Here is a 16,470-nt window from a genome sequence, read left to right on the forward strand (position 1 = left end):
GGATTGTTAGTATGAATCATGAGAGTTACCTCGTGTTTTGTATAAGGATTGGACACCCATATCAAAACCGGTAACTCTCAACCTTGCAAGGTCCAGTGTCAGATCAAGTCGCGACTAATACAAATAAGGACAACCTGCTCCTTGTGCGGTCTCTTTTGTCTCCGCGTTCTCGATTTGGCATTGCGCTTCTCGCGTTACTTTGCCCATGTTCCACGCACCACCTTCTCTTTGTCCGGCTCCCTTTTTATCATAACTTCCTCACTGAATCGAAACTTCCTTAATCCCGTAGTGTAACTTCCGATATTAATCGGAACAGTTAACCCTTTTTGCTGTGATATTCGCCAATGGTGAAAGGGGATTCTTAGGCGATAATAGGTATAGGGGCAAAAAAAAGCCGGTAAAAACCGGCTAAAGGATCGGAAATTGGGAAATAAATGATAATAGCAACGCCATTTTACCGCGTTGTGTTCGCCGCTTTTGTCGATTGATACGATTAATTATTGAGCGATAGTATCCATAATGCGCGGCACCCGTTTGTTGTTGTGCTTGTTTACAATGATTTGACCGTATATAGCACGGAAGCCTGTCTCACATAATCCGTTTTTTGCCGTATAATCCCGTGCTTTACGTTTGAGCTTTGGGGTAAGGGTGAAACAACTTTCTCACTTGTTGCGTCGTATGCAGCAGGTATTGCGTGAACCGCAGCCAGCATTGTCGGGAAGCCGACAACTCGTCGTCTCTTTGTCCATGGATGTCGCGGCGGCAGAAGAGAGTGAGCCGTCATTGTTGCCCTGGTTGGCCACCCAGCCCGTTTATCCCCAGTTTTACTGGCAGCACCGGCAGGAGCCGGAAGAAGCTGCCGTGTGCGGTATCGTACGCGGTTTTATACACATAATTGATTAATAAGGTTTTTTTCATCGTCAGTGCGCCGGATGTGCGTGTCTGGGGTCTCAACGGCTTTGAGCATACCACTGTGGAAGGGGGGAGAGTCGGCTGACTATCTCTTTTTACCGCGCGTTGAAGTCATTCGTCAGGGCAATCAACTGAGCCTCAAGGTGAATCTGTTCAGTGAGACCTCATTGCAGTCGGATGCCGATGAAGCCGCCGCGTTTATCAAATTCCTGTTGCCCGCGCATCCCATTGCACCGCTGACCAATCGCATTGTGGCGCAAGAGCATCAACCTTCGCGGGAAGGGTGGGCTAGCATGCTCGAACAGGCACTGGCGAGTATTGCCGCCGATGAGATGGAAAAAGTGGTTTTGGCGCGCTGTACCACGCTGACGTTGTTTTAGCAGCTGCGCGCGGCAAGTATGATTGGCGGCCAGCCGCGCCGCCAATCATCGCTGCTTCCACTTTATGCTAGCCCACAATGCTGAACAGGCCTTTATGGGCTCCAGTCCTGAGCGCCTTTACTTACGCCAGGGGACCACCCTGAACACGGAAGCGCTGGCCGGAACGGTCGCCAGCGATGACAATGACCGCACTGCTGAGACGCTCGCGCAGTGGTTGATGAACGACAGAAAAAACCAGTGCGAAAACCAATTCGTGGTGGAAGATATCAGCCAACGGTTGCAGCAATCCGCCGCCACGTTGGATGTTATGCCCCCGGAAGTGATAAGGTTGCGTAAAGTGCAACATTTGCGCCGCACGATTCGTGCCACACTGCATCAGGCTTCTGATACTGCCTGCCTGAATGATTTGCAGCCGACTGCGGCGGTGGCTGGTTGCCCCGTCAGGCAGCACGTGCGTTTATTCGTCAGGTCGAGCCGTTTACGCGCGGCTGGTATGCTGGTTCTGCCGGTTATCTTTCACTGGCGCAGGCCGAATTTTGCGTTGCCTTACGTTCAGCAGAGATCAATGGCGATAAAATCAACCTTTATGCCGGTGCTGGCATTTTGCCGGGATCTGATCCAGAGCAAGAATGGGTCGAGCTGGATAACAAAGCGGCAGGATTAAAGACGCTATTCGACGGCGAAGTGTCATAGTTTTGTTTTATCTTTGTTGTGCAGAGTGCGGGTTTATATCAAAGTCAGCCTCATGAAAAAAAATATAATAAGCGGCATATCCTGAAATCAGAGCAGTCGAGTCCACCATGTCAACAAGTGTATTTAATCGTCGCTGGGCCACATTATTGCTTGAGGCGTTGACTAGTCATGGCGTTCGCCATATTTGCATCGCGCCGGGCTCGCGCTCAACACCGTTAACGCTGGCTGCGGCTGCGCATGCCTCGGTAATCTGCCATACCCATTTCGACGAACGTGGGCTGGGCCATCTTGCGCTTGGCTTAGCCAAGGCATCGCGCGAACCCGTGGCGATCATTGTGACGTCGGGTACGGCAACGGCCAATCTTTATCCGGCGATCATTGAAGCTGGGTTGACCGGAGAGCGGCTGGTGGTGCTGACTGCCGATCGCCCGCCCGAATTGATTGACTGTGGCGCCAATCAGGCTATTCGCCAGCAGGGTATGTATGCGTCTCACCCTACTCAGGTACTCAATTTTCCGCGCCCGACGCCGGATTTGCCCACACGCTGGCTGGTGTCGGCGATCGATGGTGCGGTGGGTGAATTAACCCACAGCGCGTTGCATATCAACTGCCCTTTTGCTGAACCGCTGTATGGCCCCGATGACGACGATTTGTATCAGGACTGGCTGGCTACATTGGGCGGATGGTGGCAAACGCGCGCGCCCTGGCTGCGGGTAGCACATCCAACGGCGGTTGCAGTGGAGCCCGATTGGCCGCTGTGGCGTAAAAAACGCGGTGTGGTCCTGGTGGGCCGGGTGACAGCGCAAGAAGGGGCACAACTGACGGCCTGGGCGGAAACGTTAGGCTGGCCGTTGATTGGCGATGCCCTATCGCAAACCGGCCAACCGTTGCCTTATGCGGATTTGTGGCTGGCGCATCCGACCGCTGTGCAGCAATTGCAGACGGCCGAAGTGGTATTGCAATTTGGTGGTAGTCTGACTGGAAAACGCGTGTTGCATTGGCAGGAACACTGCTGCCCGCAAGAGTTCTGGCTGATTGACCCGATGTCGGGGCGGCTCGATCCTGCCCATCATCGCGGGCGTCGTCTGGTGGCTCCCGTCAGTGACTGGATTAACGCCCATCCGGCGCAGGCACCGTGGGCGCGCGGATTGTCGGCGTGCGTAGAGGCGGTCCGTGATTATGTGGCCGCGCGGTTGGCGGGAACCTTTGGTGAAGCGCCATTGGCACACCGTGTGGCGGCGCTGCTACCGCCAAATGGTCAACTGTTTGCTGGCAATAGTCTGGTGATTCGCCTGATCGATGCACTGGCGCAGTTACCGGGTGCTTATAACGTGTATGGCAATCGCGGTGCCAGCGGCATTGATGGCCTGATCGCCACGATGGCGGGGGTCCAGCGGGCAAACGGGTTACCGACGCTGGGGATTGTGGGCGATCTTTCCGCGCTATACGACATGAATTCGCTGGCGTTGCTGCGCCAGGCACCGGCTCCGCTGGTGCTGATGGTGGTGAACAACAACGGCGGACAGATTTTCTCTTTGTTGCCGACGCCCGCTCGGGCGCGAGAAGCTTTTTATTGCATGCCGCAATATGTGGAGTTTAGCCACGTTGCTGCCATGTTCGGACTGAACTACGTGCGTGCGGAAAGCTGGCAACAGGTGAGCGAAGCCATGGCGGCCTGCTGGGCACAAGGTGGCGTAACCTTGCTGGAGGCCGTCGTCGAAGCCAAGGCGGGGGCTGACACGCTCAATCAACTCGCGACGCAGGTTGCCAGCGGTGAGATTGAAACACAGTTGGAAAGCGACATTGCCCGTTTAGAACCGCTCCCGCTATGAGTGCTGGTCCCGCCATGAGCTTGCACTGCCTGCGCATTGCGCCTCCAGATGTTACGTCAGAGACACCCTGGCTGGTGTTGTTGCACGGGTTGCTTGGTCGCGGTGATGACTGGCAGGCGCTGTGCCCGCTGTTGCCAGAGTGGCCCATTCTGCAAGTGGATTTACCGGGTCATGGCGCTTCGACGTGCGTGCGTGTCCGTGATTTCAGCGAGATGCGCCAGCAGTTGGCGCTGACATTGCGTGCGCAGGGCATCACGCGTTACTGGCTGATTGGCTATTCGTTAGGTGGGCGTATCGCAATGGATTTCGCGGCCTCTTGCGCAGGGGAAGCGGCAGAAGGATTACGTGGCCTGCTGGTGGAAGGCGGCAACCCTGGATTGCAGGAAGATACCGAGCGTCAGGCGCGCATGGAGCACGATGCGCGTTGGGCGTGGCGGTTTCGCCATGATCCCTTATCCGTGGTGCTGGCTGACTGGAATCGTCAGGCGGTGTTTGCCGCTTCGGAGGATGAAACGCGCCAGAAGATAGTATCCCTGCGCAGTCGCAACGATGCCGTTGCCGTGGCAGATATGCTGGAAGCCACCTCGCTCGGCCGGCAACCGTGGTTAGTGGATGCGGTGCGCCGTCGCGGTTTACCCTTTGGTTATCTGTGTGGTGCGCAGGATCAAAAATTTCAGGCTATTGCCCAGACATATCGCTTGCCGCTGTTGTCGGTTGCGCGGGCGGGCCACAATGCGCACCGTGCCAACCCGGCAGACTATGCACAACAGATACGTAGGTTTATCACTTTGCCCGACGCAGCACAGGCGCAGGGCTGATTCTCTCTCTGCCACGGTAGCGCCCTGGCACCCTATGAAGGAAGGAACACCATGCTTTATCCGAGTGAAGAACTGCTGTATGCCCCGGTTGAATGGCACGATTGCAGCGGTGATTTTGTCGATATTCTCTAGCACAAATCGACGGACGGCATTGCCAAAATCACCATTAACCGCCCACAGGTGCGCAACGCGTTCCGTCCGCTGACGGTAAAAGAGATGCTTCAGGCGCTGGAAAATGCCCGCTACGATGACGGTATTGGCGTGATTATTTTTACCGGTGCCGGTGACAAAGCGTTCTGTTCCGGTGGCGATCAGAAAGTGCGCGGCGATTACGGCGGCTATCAGGATGACAGCGGCGTTCATCACCTTAATGTGCTGGATTTCCAGCGTCAGATCCGTACCTGCCCGAAACCGGTTGTGGCGATGGTTGCAGGTTACTCCATCGGTGGTGGTCATGTGCTGCACATGATGTGCGATCTGACCATCGCGGCTGAAAATGCGATTTTCGGGCAAACCGGTCCGCGCGTCGGTTCCTTTGACGGCGGGTGGGGCGCATCTTACATGGCGCGTATCGTGGGTCAGAAGAAAGCGCGTGAAATCTGGTTCCTGTGCCGCCAATACGATGCGGCTCAGGCGCTGGATATGGGATTGGTCAACACCGTTGTGCCGTTGGCTTCCCTGGAGAAAGAAACGGTGCGCTGGTGTCGCGAAATGCTGCAAAACAGCCCGATGGCGCTGCGTTGCCTGAAAGCGGCACTCAATGCCGATTGCGATGGTCAGGCAGGGCTTCAGGAGCTGGCTGGCAACGCGACCATGTTGTTCTACATGACGGAAGAAGGGCAGAAAGGCCGCAACGCCTTCAACGAGAAACGTCAGCCCGATTTCGGCAAATTCAAGCGTAATCCATAATGCGTAGCGCGTCGGCTTATCGCTATAGCGTTCCGATGGACGCGGGCGTGGTGTTGCGTAATCAGCGCCTAAAAACCCGCGAGGGGCTGATCCTGCACCTGCGCGATGGTGTGCACCAAGGCTGGGGCGAAGTCGCCCCGTTGCCGGAATTCAGTCAGGAAACGCTGCCGCAAGCGCAGGCCGCCCTGTGTGCTGCGCTGGCACAGTGGCAAACGGGAGACGTGCCGGATGACGCCGCATTGCCACCGTCGGTGGCGTTTGGGCTAAGCTGTGCACTTGCCGAGTGCGACGCGCGCTTGCCGCAGGCTGCTGATTACCGCAAAGCGCCGTTGTGCAGTGGCGATCCGGATGAGCTATTTGCGCTGCTGCAAGGCATGCCGGGCGACAAAGTGGCGAAAATCAAGGTAGGGCTATACGAAGCGGTGCGTGACGGCATGATAGTCAATGTGTTGCTGGAAGCGCTGCCGGATTTGACGCTGCGTCTGGATGCCAATCGCAGTTGGACGCGTGCCAAAGCTGACGGTTTTGCGCGCTATGTGGCACCGGAACTGCGTTCACGCATCGCGTTTCTTGAAGAGCCGTGCAAAACCCGTGAAGAATCCCGCGCCTTTGCCCGTGACACCGGTATTGCTATCGCCTGGGATGAGAGCGTGCGTGAGGCGGATTTTCGCGTGCAGGCCGAACCCGGCGTAAGCGCGATTATCATCAAACCGACGCTGGTGGGCAGCCTGGCACGCTGCGAGCAGTTGGCGCGCGAAGCGCATCAGGCCGGTTTGACGGCGGTAGTCAGTTCCAGCATTGAGTCGAGTTTGGGGCTGACGCAGTTGGCACGTATTGCCCAGTGGTTGACGCCGAATGTTGTTCCCGGTTTGGATACGCTGGATCTGATGCAGGGACAGGTGGTGCGCGCCTGGCCGGACAGTGTGCTGCCGCTGCAATCGTTGGAATCACTGGATAAGGTATGGCAGGCATAACGGACTGGCCCTGGCGATATTGGGCAGCGCGTAACCCGCAGGCGTTAGCGCTGACGGTGGAGGCGCAGGCATGGAGCTGGCAACGGCTGGCATCGCATTGCACCTCCCTTGCCGCCGATTTTTCCCGGCAAGGGGTTAACCCTAACGATATCGTGGCACTGCGCGGGAAAAACAGTGCAGCGATGCTGTTCAGCTATCTGGCGTTGCTGCAATGCGGTGCGCGGGTGTTGCCGCTGAATCCACAATTGCCAGCGTCGCTGCTGTCCACGCTGTTACCCTCGCTTGGCGTGGCGTATTTTCTTTCTGTCGCACCGCCAGATGTTGACGCTCCGGCGTCATGCCATCCACTTCATTATCCCGATAGTGCCATTGCGGAGACGCCGTCAGAGCGACAATCCCCTGAATGGCAGGCTTCACGCCTTGCCACCCTGACGCTGACCTCCGGTTCCAGCGGGCTGCCGAAGGCGGTGGCGCATGCTTTCTCCGCCCATATCGCCAGTGCGCAAGGGGTCATTGAACTGATGGCCTTTACGGCGCAGGACAGTTGGTTGCTGTCGCTGCCCTTGTTTCACGTATCAGGGCAGGGCATTGTCTGGCGCTGGCTGACGGCGGGGGCGCGGCTGGTGCTGCGCAGTGCGCAACCGTTGGAGCACGCATTGCGGGATTGTTCGTATGCCTCACTGGTGCCGACGCAGTTGTGGCGGTTGTTGGCGCAAGGCAACTTGCCAGACTCGTTGAGCGCCGTGTTGCTCGGCGGTGCGGCGATTCCTCTGGAATTGACTCAGCAGGCTGAGGCACGAGGTATTCGCTGCTGGTGCGGTTATGGCATGACGGAAATGGCTTCAACGGTCTGTGCCAAACGGGCCGATGGCCAAGCTGGCGTCGGGCTTCCTTTGCTGGCGCGAGAAATAGCGGTGCAGGACGGGGAGATTCTGCTGCGCGGTGACAGCGTGGCCGCAGGGTACTGGCGGGACGGTGCGTTGTTGCCGCTCACGGACAGTGACGGCTGGTTTCATACGCGCGACAGCGGCGTGTTCCAACACCATGAGTGGCATGTGCTGGGGCGGTTGGATAATCAGTTTTTCAGCGGCGGTGAAGGTATCCAACCGGAAAATATTGAAGCGCTGCTGCTGGCGCATCCGAAGGTACAACAGGCTTGTGTAGTGCCGGTGGCGGATGCTGAATTCGGTCAGCGTCCGGTGGCCGTAATCGACGTCTCCCCAGAGGTGACGCTTGCTGCTATTCGTGACTGGCTCACGCCGCAGTTAGCGGGCTTTCAACGCCCGGTCGCCTACTACGCGTTGCCTGCTGAATTACACGGCGGTGGCATCAAAATTGCGCGGGTACAGGTGCAAGCCTGGGCGGAAAAAATCTACCGCAATGGCGCAAATTAAGCGGCTTTTTTACGCGTTCGTTGATGATATTAATGCAATTTGTTGCTGGTCACCGGGACTGATTCAGGTAAAATCCCTCAGATGCGATGTCTTGGTAGCGTTTAATGATCGATTTAAGGATAAACACAATGAAAAAGATTGCGATTGTCCTGGCAGGCAGCTTGCTGCTGGCAACAGCGACGGCTCAGACTATCAGCCTCTCCGGGGAAGCGGGCGATGACTATGCGGGCGCGAGCGCGGGCTTTGGTCTGGGCGTTCCTGGTCTCGGCGCTAACGTCAGTTACGGTCATGGTAAAGACAACAACGACGTGTACGGTTTCGGCTTGGGCTATACGTTGCCGCTGGATGCGGCATCACTGACTGTGGGCGGCAAAGCGCTCTATTTGAACCAGCAACACGCGACCGACGGTTATGGTGTGGCGCTGGGCGGTGGGTTGCAGTTCCCGATCAACCGCTATTTCTCTCTGTATGGTGAAGGGTATTATGCGCCAGACTCGTTTTCCAGCCATATCGATCACTATGTAGAAGCAAAAGGTGGCGTGCGCTGGCAGGTATTACGTCCGCTTAATCTGGATCTTGGCTACCGTTATATCAATATCGGTGGCGAAAGCGGACGCTCTGATAACAAAGTGGCCGATACGTTCTACCTGGGCGCCGGCTTTAATTTCTAAGTCAACGCGTAGCGTCATAAAAAATGGGTGTTCGCAGAGCGGCACCCATTTTTGTTGGGCGTTAGTTAGCCCTAATAGAATAGGCGATCAGCCCACCGTCGGCAGCCAGCCACTCGCCATGGCGCACTGGATGGCAATAATGCCGATACCGCATAAAAACACCAGCAGTAGCGCCGGTGTACCGCCTGGCGTCGATGCTCCCACCTGGTGCTGTTGACGCACGCGCCAACTGAGCAGCGCCGGAATTAACAATGCCAGCACCGCGAGCGCAATGGCGGCATAACCCAGCGCCATGACAAATCCTTGCGGATAGAACAGCGCAAAAATCAGCGGCGGCATAAACGTCAGTGCACCCGTTTGTAGTCGTCCACGCGCCGTGTTCTTGCGTTTGAACAAATCGGCAAGATAGTCAAACAGGCCAAGTGCTACGCCAAGGAAGGACGTTGCCAGCGCCAGATCGGCGAAAAGGTGGACTGCAACTTCTACGTGAGGGGAGGCAACCAAGGTTCGGATCGCTTGCATCAGCCCATTTAAACCGGCTTGCTGCGCCAGGATCGCCGTGAAGGTGTTGCCACTCAGCGCGCCAAGCGTTGCCAGTTGCCAGAACAGATACACAAACAGCGGGATGGCGCTGCCGATGATAAAGATACGGCGCAGCTTACGGCTATCTCCCCCCATGTAATGCACAATGCTGGGAATGCTGCCGTGGAAGCCGAATGACGTCAGTACCACAGGCAGTGCGGAGAGCGTGAGCTCTTGTTGCAGCGGGAGCGTCAGCAGGTTCTGTTTTTCGACATGCGGAATCATCATCCCCAGCATGACCAGCAGCATCAGCAATTTTCCGCTAAATAGCAGACGGTTAAAGAAATCGACCGACGTGGTACCGATGCACACCACGCTGCCTGCTACCAGGGTAAACAGCAGAATACCCGCCGACGATGGGAGCGCGTAGCCACTCCACTGGTGCAGGCTGCTTGCCAGCAGTTCGCCAGCGCCACTGATATAGGCGGCGGTAAGGGCATACATCAAAAACAGCATGCTGAAGCCCGTGAGCCATTGGCCCCACTGACCCAGATAAATTTTTGCCAGCGTGCCCAAACCGGTATGGGATGGCTGATATTGATAGACTTCGACCAGTAATAACGCGCTGTAGCACATCAGCAGCCACAGGCTCAACAAGATAGCGAAGGTGACGCTGAAACCCACGCCGGAGGTTGCCAACGGCATGGCGAGCATACCCGCGCCAATAGTGGTGCCCGCGACGATAAATATGCTGCCAAATGTACGATTTTTCACCCTTTCTCCTGAGTGTGATGCTATCTCTTTTTCTTATGGCAGCGCAGACTAGAGTATTCCGTAAAGTATGTCAAAACGCCGTTACGATGGCTGTAAAGTTGACGTTACGATTTAGGCGCTTTCACAAAAAGTGAGCGGCGGTGAGCGCGTTGGCGGCTGCAACGGCGGCGGGCGAAGGGCTGGTAGAACACCCCGAGTGGATTGCACGCATGGAGGCGTTTTTCACTGAGCGCGGCCGGGTAATGGCACCGAGCAACCGTAAACAGGCGCAAATTCCGGCCAGTGCCGAGGTGGTGGATAACCCGATAGGGACAGCGTGCGGGTTTATGTTAACGCTGAACCGTTGCCTGATGTTCTTTACGCCCGGCGTACCGTCCGAATTTAAACGGATGGTGGATGAGCAGATTGTGCCGCGTCTGCGCGAGCGTTTTTCTGTGGCATCTGCACCGCTGTGTCTGCGCTTGACCACCTTCGGCCGCTCAGAGAGCGATTTGGCAAACCAGCTCGACAGCCTGCCGCTACCGGAAGGGGTGGTGCTGGGCTATCGTTCCTCCATGCCGATCATTGAACTGAAACTGACCGGTCCGGCGTCGCAGCGAGCGGCGATGGAATCCGCATGGGAGACGGTACGCGCAGTGGCGGGTGAAAACGCATTGTTCGAAGGAACGCAAGGTTTACCGGCCCAGTTGGCGCAGCGTTTGACTGAGAAGGATTTGACGCTGGCCGTCGGGGAGTCATTTACCGCTGGCCTGCTCTATTGGCAACTGAATGCCGCACAAGTGCCGCTTAACGGCGGTGCGCTGTGGTCGCAGACGCCGTTTGCCTCGTTGACCGTGCTGGCCGAGGTAGCAAACCGTCTGGCTGACGAGCACCAATCTTCGCTGGCGCTGGTGGTGAGCGATCGTCAGGACGATCGTTTGTCCCTTGCATTGCACACTCCGCAGGGCACCTTTGCTCAGGCGATTTCGTTTAATGTGACACGCTATAGCCTGCAAACCCATCAGGACGTGGTTGCCATGCTGGCGATGAACATGCTGCGCCGCTGGCTGAACGGTTGGTCACCGTACGGTGGGCATGGCTGGATCACGGTGGTGGAGACTCTGGGGTGAAATTGTTTTGCTTTTGATTTTCTGGGTTCCCCCGCGTCCAATGGCGCTGAGGGAAAAGAAGACGCCAGGATTAGCAGCATGGATGCTGCGAAAGCCAGCGCCGCGTCTGGAACGCGTCGCTGGCGGTCCGTCCGGCGGCAGCCTTTTCCGAAGGTATCGCGTAGCGACGCTATTGCGCAAATAGCGTGGGGGCACGGGGTGTGGGCGACTGCACACCCCGTGTCGGGCGCGTGCCACGCAGGTGGCTGATAAACACGCATTGTTTCGCGCACGAAACGTTACCCCGATCGGGCATAAAAGGGCTTTTTGACTCTTTAGTACAGTAATGCGTATAACTGTCTGCGATAGCGCGATGCAAGTGCATCGCCGGTGCCCAGTGCGGCCAGAATATCCATCATGGTTTTTCGCGCGTTGCCGTCGGCGGCAGCCAGATCCTTTTTCAGCATCACCATCAGGCTTTCCAGCGCTTCTTCGTTACGTCCTACCTGATGCAACTGTAACGCCAGTTTCACTGCCAGTTCCGCGTTGTTGGGGTCGGCAGCAAGCTGTTGCTGTAACTGCTGGATTTCTGGCGTGTCGGCGGCTTGTTTGAGTAATTCAATCTGCGCCACCAGACTGTGATAACGTGTGTCCTGATCCTGCAACGGGATGGTGTCCAGTACCGCTTGCGCATCGTCGCTGCGGTTCAACTGAATCTGCACTTCGGCCAGCATCAGGCCGATATCGCTGCGCTGCTGGCTTAGCTGCCAGGCGTCTTTCAACAGCGTCAGCGCTGCCGGGAGATCGCCTTCCTGAATACGCTGCTGCGCTTCTGCCACTTTCAGCTCTTCTTCACGCGGCAACACCCGTTGCAGAAGTTCGCGGATCGCCTCTTCTGGCTGTGGCCCCTGGAAACCGTCCAGCGGCTGGCCGTCTTTAAACAGATAAACCGTCGGAATGGCGCGCAGACCAAACTGCGCCGCAACGCGCTGCTCGGCATCACAATCTACCTGCGCCAGAATAAACTGACCGGCATATTCCTGTGCCAGTTTGTGCAGCACTGGCGTGAGCGCCTGGCAGTGTTGACTGCGTTCTGACCAGAAATAAAACAGCACCGGCAGTTGCATGGATTGTTCCAACAACTGGTGCAGATTGGTCTCGTTAACATCCATCACGCTCGCGTAATGGGCGGTGTTGGCATTAGGGTCTAGCATGGCAGTCTCTCTCATCCGTTTCAGGGATAAATGGGGGCGAATAACGCCATTTCAAGCAGTTGTAACGTTCATCGTTCCGCCGTGTTGTAGGCGGAATCGTGATGGCTATGGTTCAATAGTATATGTCGTTAATCAAGAACGGGTGCGCAATATCCCATCCAGCCAACGGGCGGGTAACAGGCGGCGCAGTACGGTAAGCGCATGTGCCACCAGCGTTACCGGGTAGCGCAGTTTGGGGCGCGGGCTTTCCAGCGCATGGCGCAATTTAGGAAGTATCGCTTCGGGCGGCAGGGTAAAACGCCGGGCGATTCCGGGGTTAGTGACGGGCGCTTCCGCCTGCATTTGCGATACATTATCGGTAAAGCGCGTGGCGATGGTGCCGGGTTCTATCAGGCTGACCAGCAACCCGCTGCCGTGCAGTTCCATGCGCAGCGTGTCCGACCAGGCTTCCAGCGCATATTTGCTGGCTGCGTAGGCACCGCGTCCCGGCGTGGCGACAAATCCCATCACGGAACTGGTTTGGATAATGCGTCCTTCACCGTGCGGCAGCATGGCGGGCAGTAAGCGCTGCGTCAGTTGGTGTGTGCCAAACAGGTTGCTGGCAAACTGTTGTTCGAGTTGCTGACGCGAGATGGTGTTCAGCGGGCCATAAACCCCGTAGCCTGCGTTATTAAACAGCCCGTACAGTCGATTGCCGGTCAGCGCGATAACCTGCTCGGCCGCTGCATCCACGCTGTCGGGATCGTCTAAATCCAGTGCGATCCCTTCAAGTCCCAGCGTGTTCATGCGCTGCACATCCTCGGCGCGGCGGCAGGCGGCCAGCACCCGATAGCCGCGCTGGCGTAAGTCCAATGCCGCAATCAAGCCAATACCGCTGGAGCAACCGGTAATCAAAACCGTTTTTTGCATAACTTTACCTAAGTAAAAAGCCCTATTTTTCAAGAGTCATGGTTAACTAGCAATGAGACGCAAATAAGCGGTCACAGGTTCACTAACGGTTTAAGCTGTTTTGCCATCCAGTCGGCAATGAACGGCTGCGCTTCGCGCGTGGGATGGATACCATCGTCTTGCATCCATTCCGGCTTAAGATAAACCTGTTCCATAAAGAACGGCACCAGCGGGATGGAAAATTGCTGCGCCAGTCGCGGGTAAATGGCGCTGAACGTAGTGGTATAGCGCTGACCGTAGTTGGCAGGCAGGCGGATTTGCATCAGTAAGGGCTGAGCGTTAGCCGTTTTCACCTGATTGATGATAGTCGTCAGGTCCTGTTCGATGGTCGGTGGTGGAAAGCCGCGCAGGCCATCATTGCCGCCCATTTCGATCAGCACCCAGCGTGGCTGATGTTGTTGCAGCAGCGCCGGTAAACGCGCCAGCCCTTGTGACGCGGTATCGCCGCTGATGCTGGCGTTGACGATTGTTATGCCGTCAGGGCCCACTTTTTGCCATTGCTCATTGAGCAGGGCGGGCCAGGCGGAAGCCGCGGGCATGCGATAGCCCGCGCTCAGGCTGTCTCCCAATACCAGGAGCGTTTCCGCCGCAAAGGCGCGGGCGCTGAGTAATCCCAGCAGCAAAAGGATGTAGATATGTCTTTGAATGGCGTCTCTTCGGCAGCCACCGCGTCGGCGGAAAATATTCTGGAAGTTCATCATTTAAGTAAGCACGTCGGTCAGGGTGAACATCGGCTTTCCATCCTCACCGGAGTTGAGCTGGTTGTCAAACCCGCGCAGTCGATTGCGCTGATCGGTGAGTCCGGTTCGGGAAAATCGACGCTGCTGGGAATACTCGCTGGGCTGGATGACGGCAGTGAAGGTGATGTCAAACTGCTCGGCGAATCGTTGGGTGCTCTAGATGAACATGGGCGCGCTGCGCTGCGTGCCCGTGATGTCGGGTTTGTGTTTCAGGCGTTTATGTTAGTGCCGACGCTGAATGCGCTGGAAAATGTGCAGTTGCCTGCACTGCTACGCGGTGAAAGTGATACACAAAGCCGCGCGCAGGCAGAACAGTTGCTGCGTCAGTTGGGATTGGGCGAGCGCTTGCACCATTTGCCCGCGCAGCTATCCGGCGGTGAGCAGCAGCGTGTCGCTATCGCGCGCGCCTTTAGTGGACGGCCCAGAGTGCTGTTTGCGGATGAACCGACCGGCAATCTGGATCGCAAAACCGGTGAGCGTATCGTGGATCTGTTGTTTTCGCTTAATCGTGATTACGCCACCACGCTGATCCTGGTTACCCACGATGAGCAGTTGGCGGCACGCTGCGAACGGCGTTTGCGTCTGCTGGACGGCAAATTGCAGGAGGTGGCATGATCTGGTGCTGGTTTTGGCGGGAGTGGCGATCACCGTCGCTGCTGATCGTGTGGCTAGCGTTAACGCTGGCGGTGTCGTGCGTGCTGGCGTTGGGCAATATCAGCGATCGCATGGAGAAAGGGCTAAGCCAGCAGAGCCGTGATTTTCTGGCGGGCGATCGCGTGCTGCGCGTCCGGTGGATGAAGATTGGTTGCAAACGGCACAGCAACAAGGGTTGACGGTCAGTCGGCAGGTGTCGTTCATGACCATGACCTATGCGGGCGAACAGGCCCAGTTGGCACGCGTCAAGGCGGCGGACGATCGCTATCCGCTCTATGGCCAACTCCTGACGCGCCCGGAAGGGCTACACCCGGTTCCAGGCTCGGTATTGGTGGCTCCGCGACTGCTGGCATTACTGGGATTGAAGGTCGGGGATAACCTCGATGTCGGCGGGATAGCCGGGGAACTGATTCAGGAGCCGGACGAAGGGTTTAATCCGTTTGATACCGCCCCGCGCGTGTTGATGAGCAGTGCTGATGTGGAAAAAACCGGGGCGATACAACCGGGCGGGCGCATTACCTGGCGCTATATGTTTGCTGGTGATTAAGCTCGTATCGCACTGTTCAGCGATTTTATCAAACCGTTGCTGAAACCGGATCAGCGCTGGTATGGCATGGAAGACAGCGACGGGGCATTAAGTAAATCCCTGCAACGTTCGCAGCAATTTTTACTGCTGTCGGCGCTGTTGACGCTGTTGTTATCCGTTGCGGCAGTGGCCGTTGCCATGGGGCACTATTGCCGCAGCCGCTATGATTTGGTGGCGGTACTCAAAACGCTGGGCGCGGACAAACGCGCGCTGCGGCGTTTGATTGTCAGGCAATGGGTGTCGGTACTGGCGTTGGCTGGCGTGTGCGGCAGCCTGGTGGGGTTGGGTTTTGAAGCGATACTCACACGTTTGTTAGCACCGGTGCTGCCCACCGCGTTGCCTGCGGCGGGGCTATGGCCGTGGGTATGGGCATTGGGATCGCTGGTGGTGATGTCGCTGCTGGTGGGGCTACGTCCTTACCGCCTGCTGTTGGCAACCCAGCCGCTGCGGGTGCTGCGTCAGGATATCACGGCGAACGTCTGGCCGTTGCGTTACTATCTGCCCGCCGTAGCGCTGATTGTGGTGGCCGGCTTGGCGCTACTTTCTGGCGGCGGCATGTTGCTGTGGGCGTTGCTTGGCGGTACAGCCATGCTGGCGCTGTTGCTGGGCATTGTCGGCTGGGGCGGGCTGTTGCTGTTGCGGCGCCTGACGGTCAAGCATCTGCCGCTGCGTCTGGCGGTTAATCGCCTGTTGCGCCAGCCGTGGTCTACCCTGAGCCAACTGGCGGCGTTTTCTCTGTCGTTTATGTTGCTTGTGATGCGCGGTGATCTGTTGGAGCGCTGGCAGCGTCAGTTGCCGCCGGAAAGCCCCAACTTTTTCTTGCTGAATATCGCGCCACCTCAGGCAGCACCACTGAAAACTTTCCTTGAGCAGCACGCGGTGAAACCGGAGGCGTTTTATCCGATTATTCGTGCGCGCTTGACGGCTATTAACGGTCAGGTCGCGACCGAGCGTATTCACGAAAACGATCCGGGTGCCAATACCGTTAACCGCGAACTGAACCTGACGTGGATGGAGGGCTTGCCGGATCATAACGTGTTGACGGTCGGGCAAGAGCCGAAAGCAGGGGAAGTCTCGATGGAAGCGAATGAGGCGCAGGAGATGGGGATCAAGCTTGGCGATACCCTGACCTTCACCGGTGACACACAGCCTTTTAGCGCCACGGTGACCAGCTTCCGGCGCGTGGACTGGGAGAGCCTGCGGCCGAACTTCTTCTTTATTTTCCCGCCCGGTGCGTTGGATCCGTCATTCCGCACCTACTTTAAGAATAAATTCGACGGTATCGCTCGCCGAGAACATCAACGATGGTCTTGTGAATAGAATTGAGGTTGGATACTTGTGGTGGTCTGTCACCAATACTG

General features: G+C 57.1%; 10 protein-coding genes and 4 pseudogenes. 10 read left to right on the forward strand and 4 right to left on the reverse strand.

The window, feature by feature from the left end; all coding sequences use genetic code 11:
- The first annotated feature begins 648 nt into the window (after positions 1-648).
- From menF to ACTBDZ_RS08000, 7 genes and pseudogenes are all read left to right on the forward strand, one after another.
- A pseudogene (gene menF / locus ACTBDZ_RS07970) lies at positions 649-1,985 on the forward strand (isochorismate synthase MenF).
- Between the two features lie 107 nt (positions 1,986-2,092).
- Positions 2,093-3,817 carry a 2-succinyl-5-enolpyruvyl-6-hydroxy-3-cyclohexene-1-carboxylic-acid synthase gene (gene menD / locus ACTBDZ_RS07975; protein WP_438814929.1) on the forward strand — a complete coding sequence of 575 codons (1,725 nt, stop codon included), beginning with the start codon at positions 2,093-2,095 and terminating at the stop codon, positions 3,815-3,817.
- Between the two features lie 14 nt (positions 3,818-3,831).
- Entirely contained in the window at positions 3,832-4,635 is an 804-nt protein-coding gene (gene menH, locus ACTBDZ_RS07980) for a 2-succinyl-6-hydroxy-2,4-cyclohexadiene-1-carboxylate synthase (protein WP_438814930.1), read from the forward strand.
- Positions 4,636-4,686: 51 nt separating this feature from the next.
- Positions 4,687-5,544, forward strand: a pseudogene (gene menB, locus ACTBDZ_RS07985) (1,4-dihydroxy-2-naphthoyl-CoA synthase).
- Entirely contained in the window at positions 5,544-6,518 is a 975-nt protein-coding gene (gene menC / locus ACTBDZ_RS07990) for an o-succinylbenzoate synthase (RefSeq protein ID WP_438814931.1), read from the forward strand. The pseudogene menB and the gene menC overlap by 1 nt, the downstream one beginning before the upstream one ends.
- The gene (gene menE, locus ACTBDZ_RS07995; protein WP_438814932.1) at positions 6,506-7,912 is read left to right on the forward strand and encodes an o-succinylbenzoate--CoA ligase; all 1,407 of its coding nucleotides are present in this window, start codon (positions 6,506-6,508) and stop codon (positions 7,910-7,912) included. The genes menC and menE overlap by 13 nt, the downstream gene beginning before the upstream one ends.
- A gap of 128 nt (positions 7,913-8,040) precedes the next feature.
- Positions 8,041-8,583, forward strand: a complete 543-nt coding sequence (locus tag ACTBDZ_RS08000; RefSeq protein ID WP_438814933.1) for a YfaZ family outer membrane protein — start codon at positions 8,041-8,043, stop codon at positions 8,581-8,583.
- Between the two features lie 87 nt (positions 8,584-8,670).
- Here ACTBDZ_RS08000 and tyrP read toward each other — a convergent pair whose 3' ends face one another.
- Complete coding sequence (tyrP, locus tag ACTBDZ_RS08005) at positions 8,671-9,879, reverse strand: tyrosine transporter TyrP (protein WP_438814934.1); 1,209 nt, start codon at positions 9,877-9,879, stop codon at positions 8,671-8,673.
- A gap of 140 nt (positions 9,880-10,019) precedes the next feature.
- Between tyrP and ACTBDZ_RS08010 the strand changes: the two are divergent.
- Positions 10,020-10,988: pseudogene (locus tag ACTBDZ_RS08010) on the forward strand (nicotinamide mononucleotide deamidase-related protein YfaY); the annotation flags it as partial.
- A 314-nt stretch (positions 10,989-11,302) separates the two neighbouring features.
- Here ACTBDZ_RS08010 and ACTBDZ_RS08015 read toward each other — a convergent pair.
- From ACTBDZ_RS08015 to tesA, 3 genes are all read right to left on the reverse strand, one after another.
- A complete protein-coding gene (locus ACTBDZ_RS08015; protein WP_438814935.1) occupies positions 11,303-12,181 on the reverse strand; it encodes a co-chaperone YbbN in 879 nt (292 codons plus the stop codon).
- Positions 12,182-12,313: 132 nt separating this feature from the next.
- Entirely contained in the window at positions 12,314-13,090 is a 777-nt protein-coding gene (locus ACTBDZ_RS08020) for an SDR family oxidoreductase (RefSeq protein ID WP_438814936.1), read from the reverse strand.
- 71 nt (positions 13,091-13,161) lie between these two features.
- Positions 13,162-13,827: a multifunctional acyl-CoA thioesterase I/protease I/lysophospholipase L1 gene (gene tesA, locus ACTBDZ_RS08025; protein ID WP_438814938.1), complete on the reverse strand. Its 666-nt coding sequence runs from the start codon at positions 13,825-13,827 to the stop codon at positions 13,162-13,164.
- Here tesA and ybbA point away from each other — a divergent pair.
- Together ybbA and ybbP are read left to right on the forward strand one after the other, a co-directional pair.
- A complete protein-coding gene (gene ybbA, locus ACTBDZ_RS08030) occupies positions 13,765-14,484 on the forward strand; it encodes a putative ABC transporter ATP-binding protein YbbA (protein ID WP_438814937.1) in 720 nt (239 codons plus the stop codon). The two genes, tesA and ybbA, sit on opposite strands and share 63 nt — an antisense overlap.
- Positions 14,481-16,390, forward strand: a pseudogene (gene ybbP / locus ACTBDZ_RS08035) (putative ABC transporter permease subunit YbbP); the annotation flags it as partial. The gene ybbA and the pseudogene ybbP, both read left to right, overlap by 4 nt.
- Positions 16,391-16,470: the final 80 nt, after the last annotated feature.

It is taken from the genome of Symbiopectobacterium sp. (assembly GCF_051710365.1).
Classification (GTDB): Bacteria; Pseudomonadota; Gammaproteobacteria; order Enterobacterales; family Enterobacteriaceae; genus Symbiopectobacterium.

Excerpts from the sequence above, each read along its gene's own strand:
- menD (WP_438814929.1), top strand. The coding sequence starts at position 2,093 with ATGTCAACAAGTGTATTTAATCGTCGCTGGGCCACATTATTGCTTGAG.
- menH (WP_438814930.1), top strand. The coding sequence starts at position 3,832 with ATGAGCTTGCACTGCCTGCGCATTGCGCCTCCAGATGTTACGTCAGAG.
- menC (WP_438814931.1), top strand. The coding sequence starts at position 5,544 with ATGCGTAGCGCGTCGGCTTATCGCTATAGCGTTCCGATGGACGCGGGC.
- menE (WP_438814932.1), top strand. The coding sequence starts at position 6,506 with ATGGCAGGCATAACGGACTGGCCCTGGCGATATTGGGCAGCGCGTAAC.
- ACTBDZ_RS08000 (WP_438814933.1), top strand. The coding sequence starts at position 8,041 with ATGAAAAAGATTGCGATTGTCCTGGCAGGCAGCTTGCTGCTGGCAACA.
- ACTBDZ_RS08015 (WP_438814935.1), bottom strand. The coding sequence starts at position 12,181 with ATGCTAGACCCTAATGCCAACACCGCCCATTACGCGAGCGTGATGGAT.
- ACTBDZ_RS08020 (WP_438814936.1), bottom strand. The coding sequence starts at position 13,090 with ATGCAAAAAACGGTTTTGATTACCGGTTGCTCCAGCGGTATTGGCTTG.
- ybbA (WP_438814937.1), top strand. The coding sequence starts at position 13,765 with ATGTCTTTGAATGGCGTCTCTTCGGCAGCCACCGCGTCGGCGGAAAAT.
- tesA (WP_438814938.1), bottom strand. The coding sequence starts at position 13,827 with ATGAACTTCCAGAATATTTTCCGCCGACGCGGTGGCTGCCGAAGAGAC.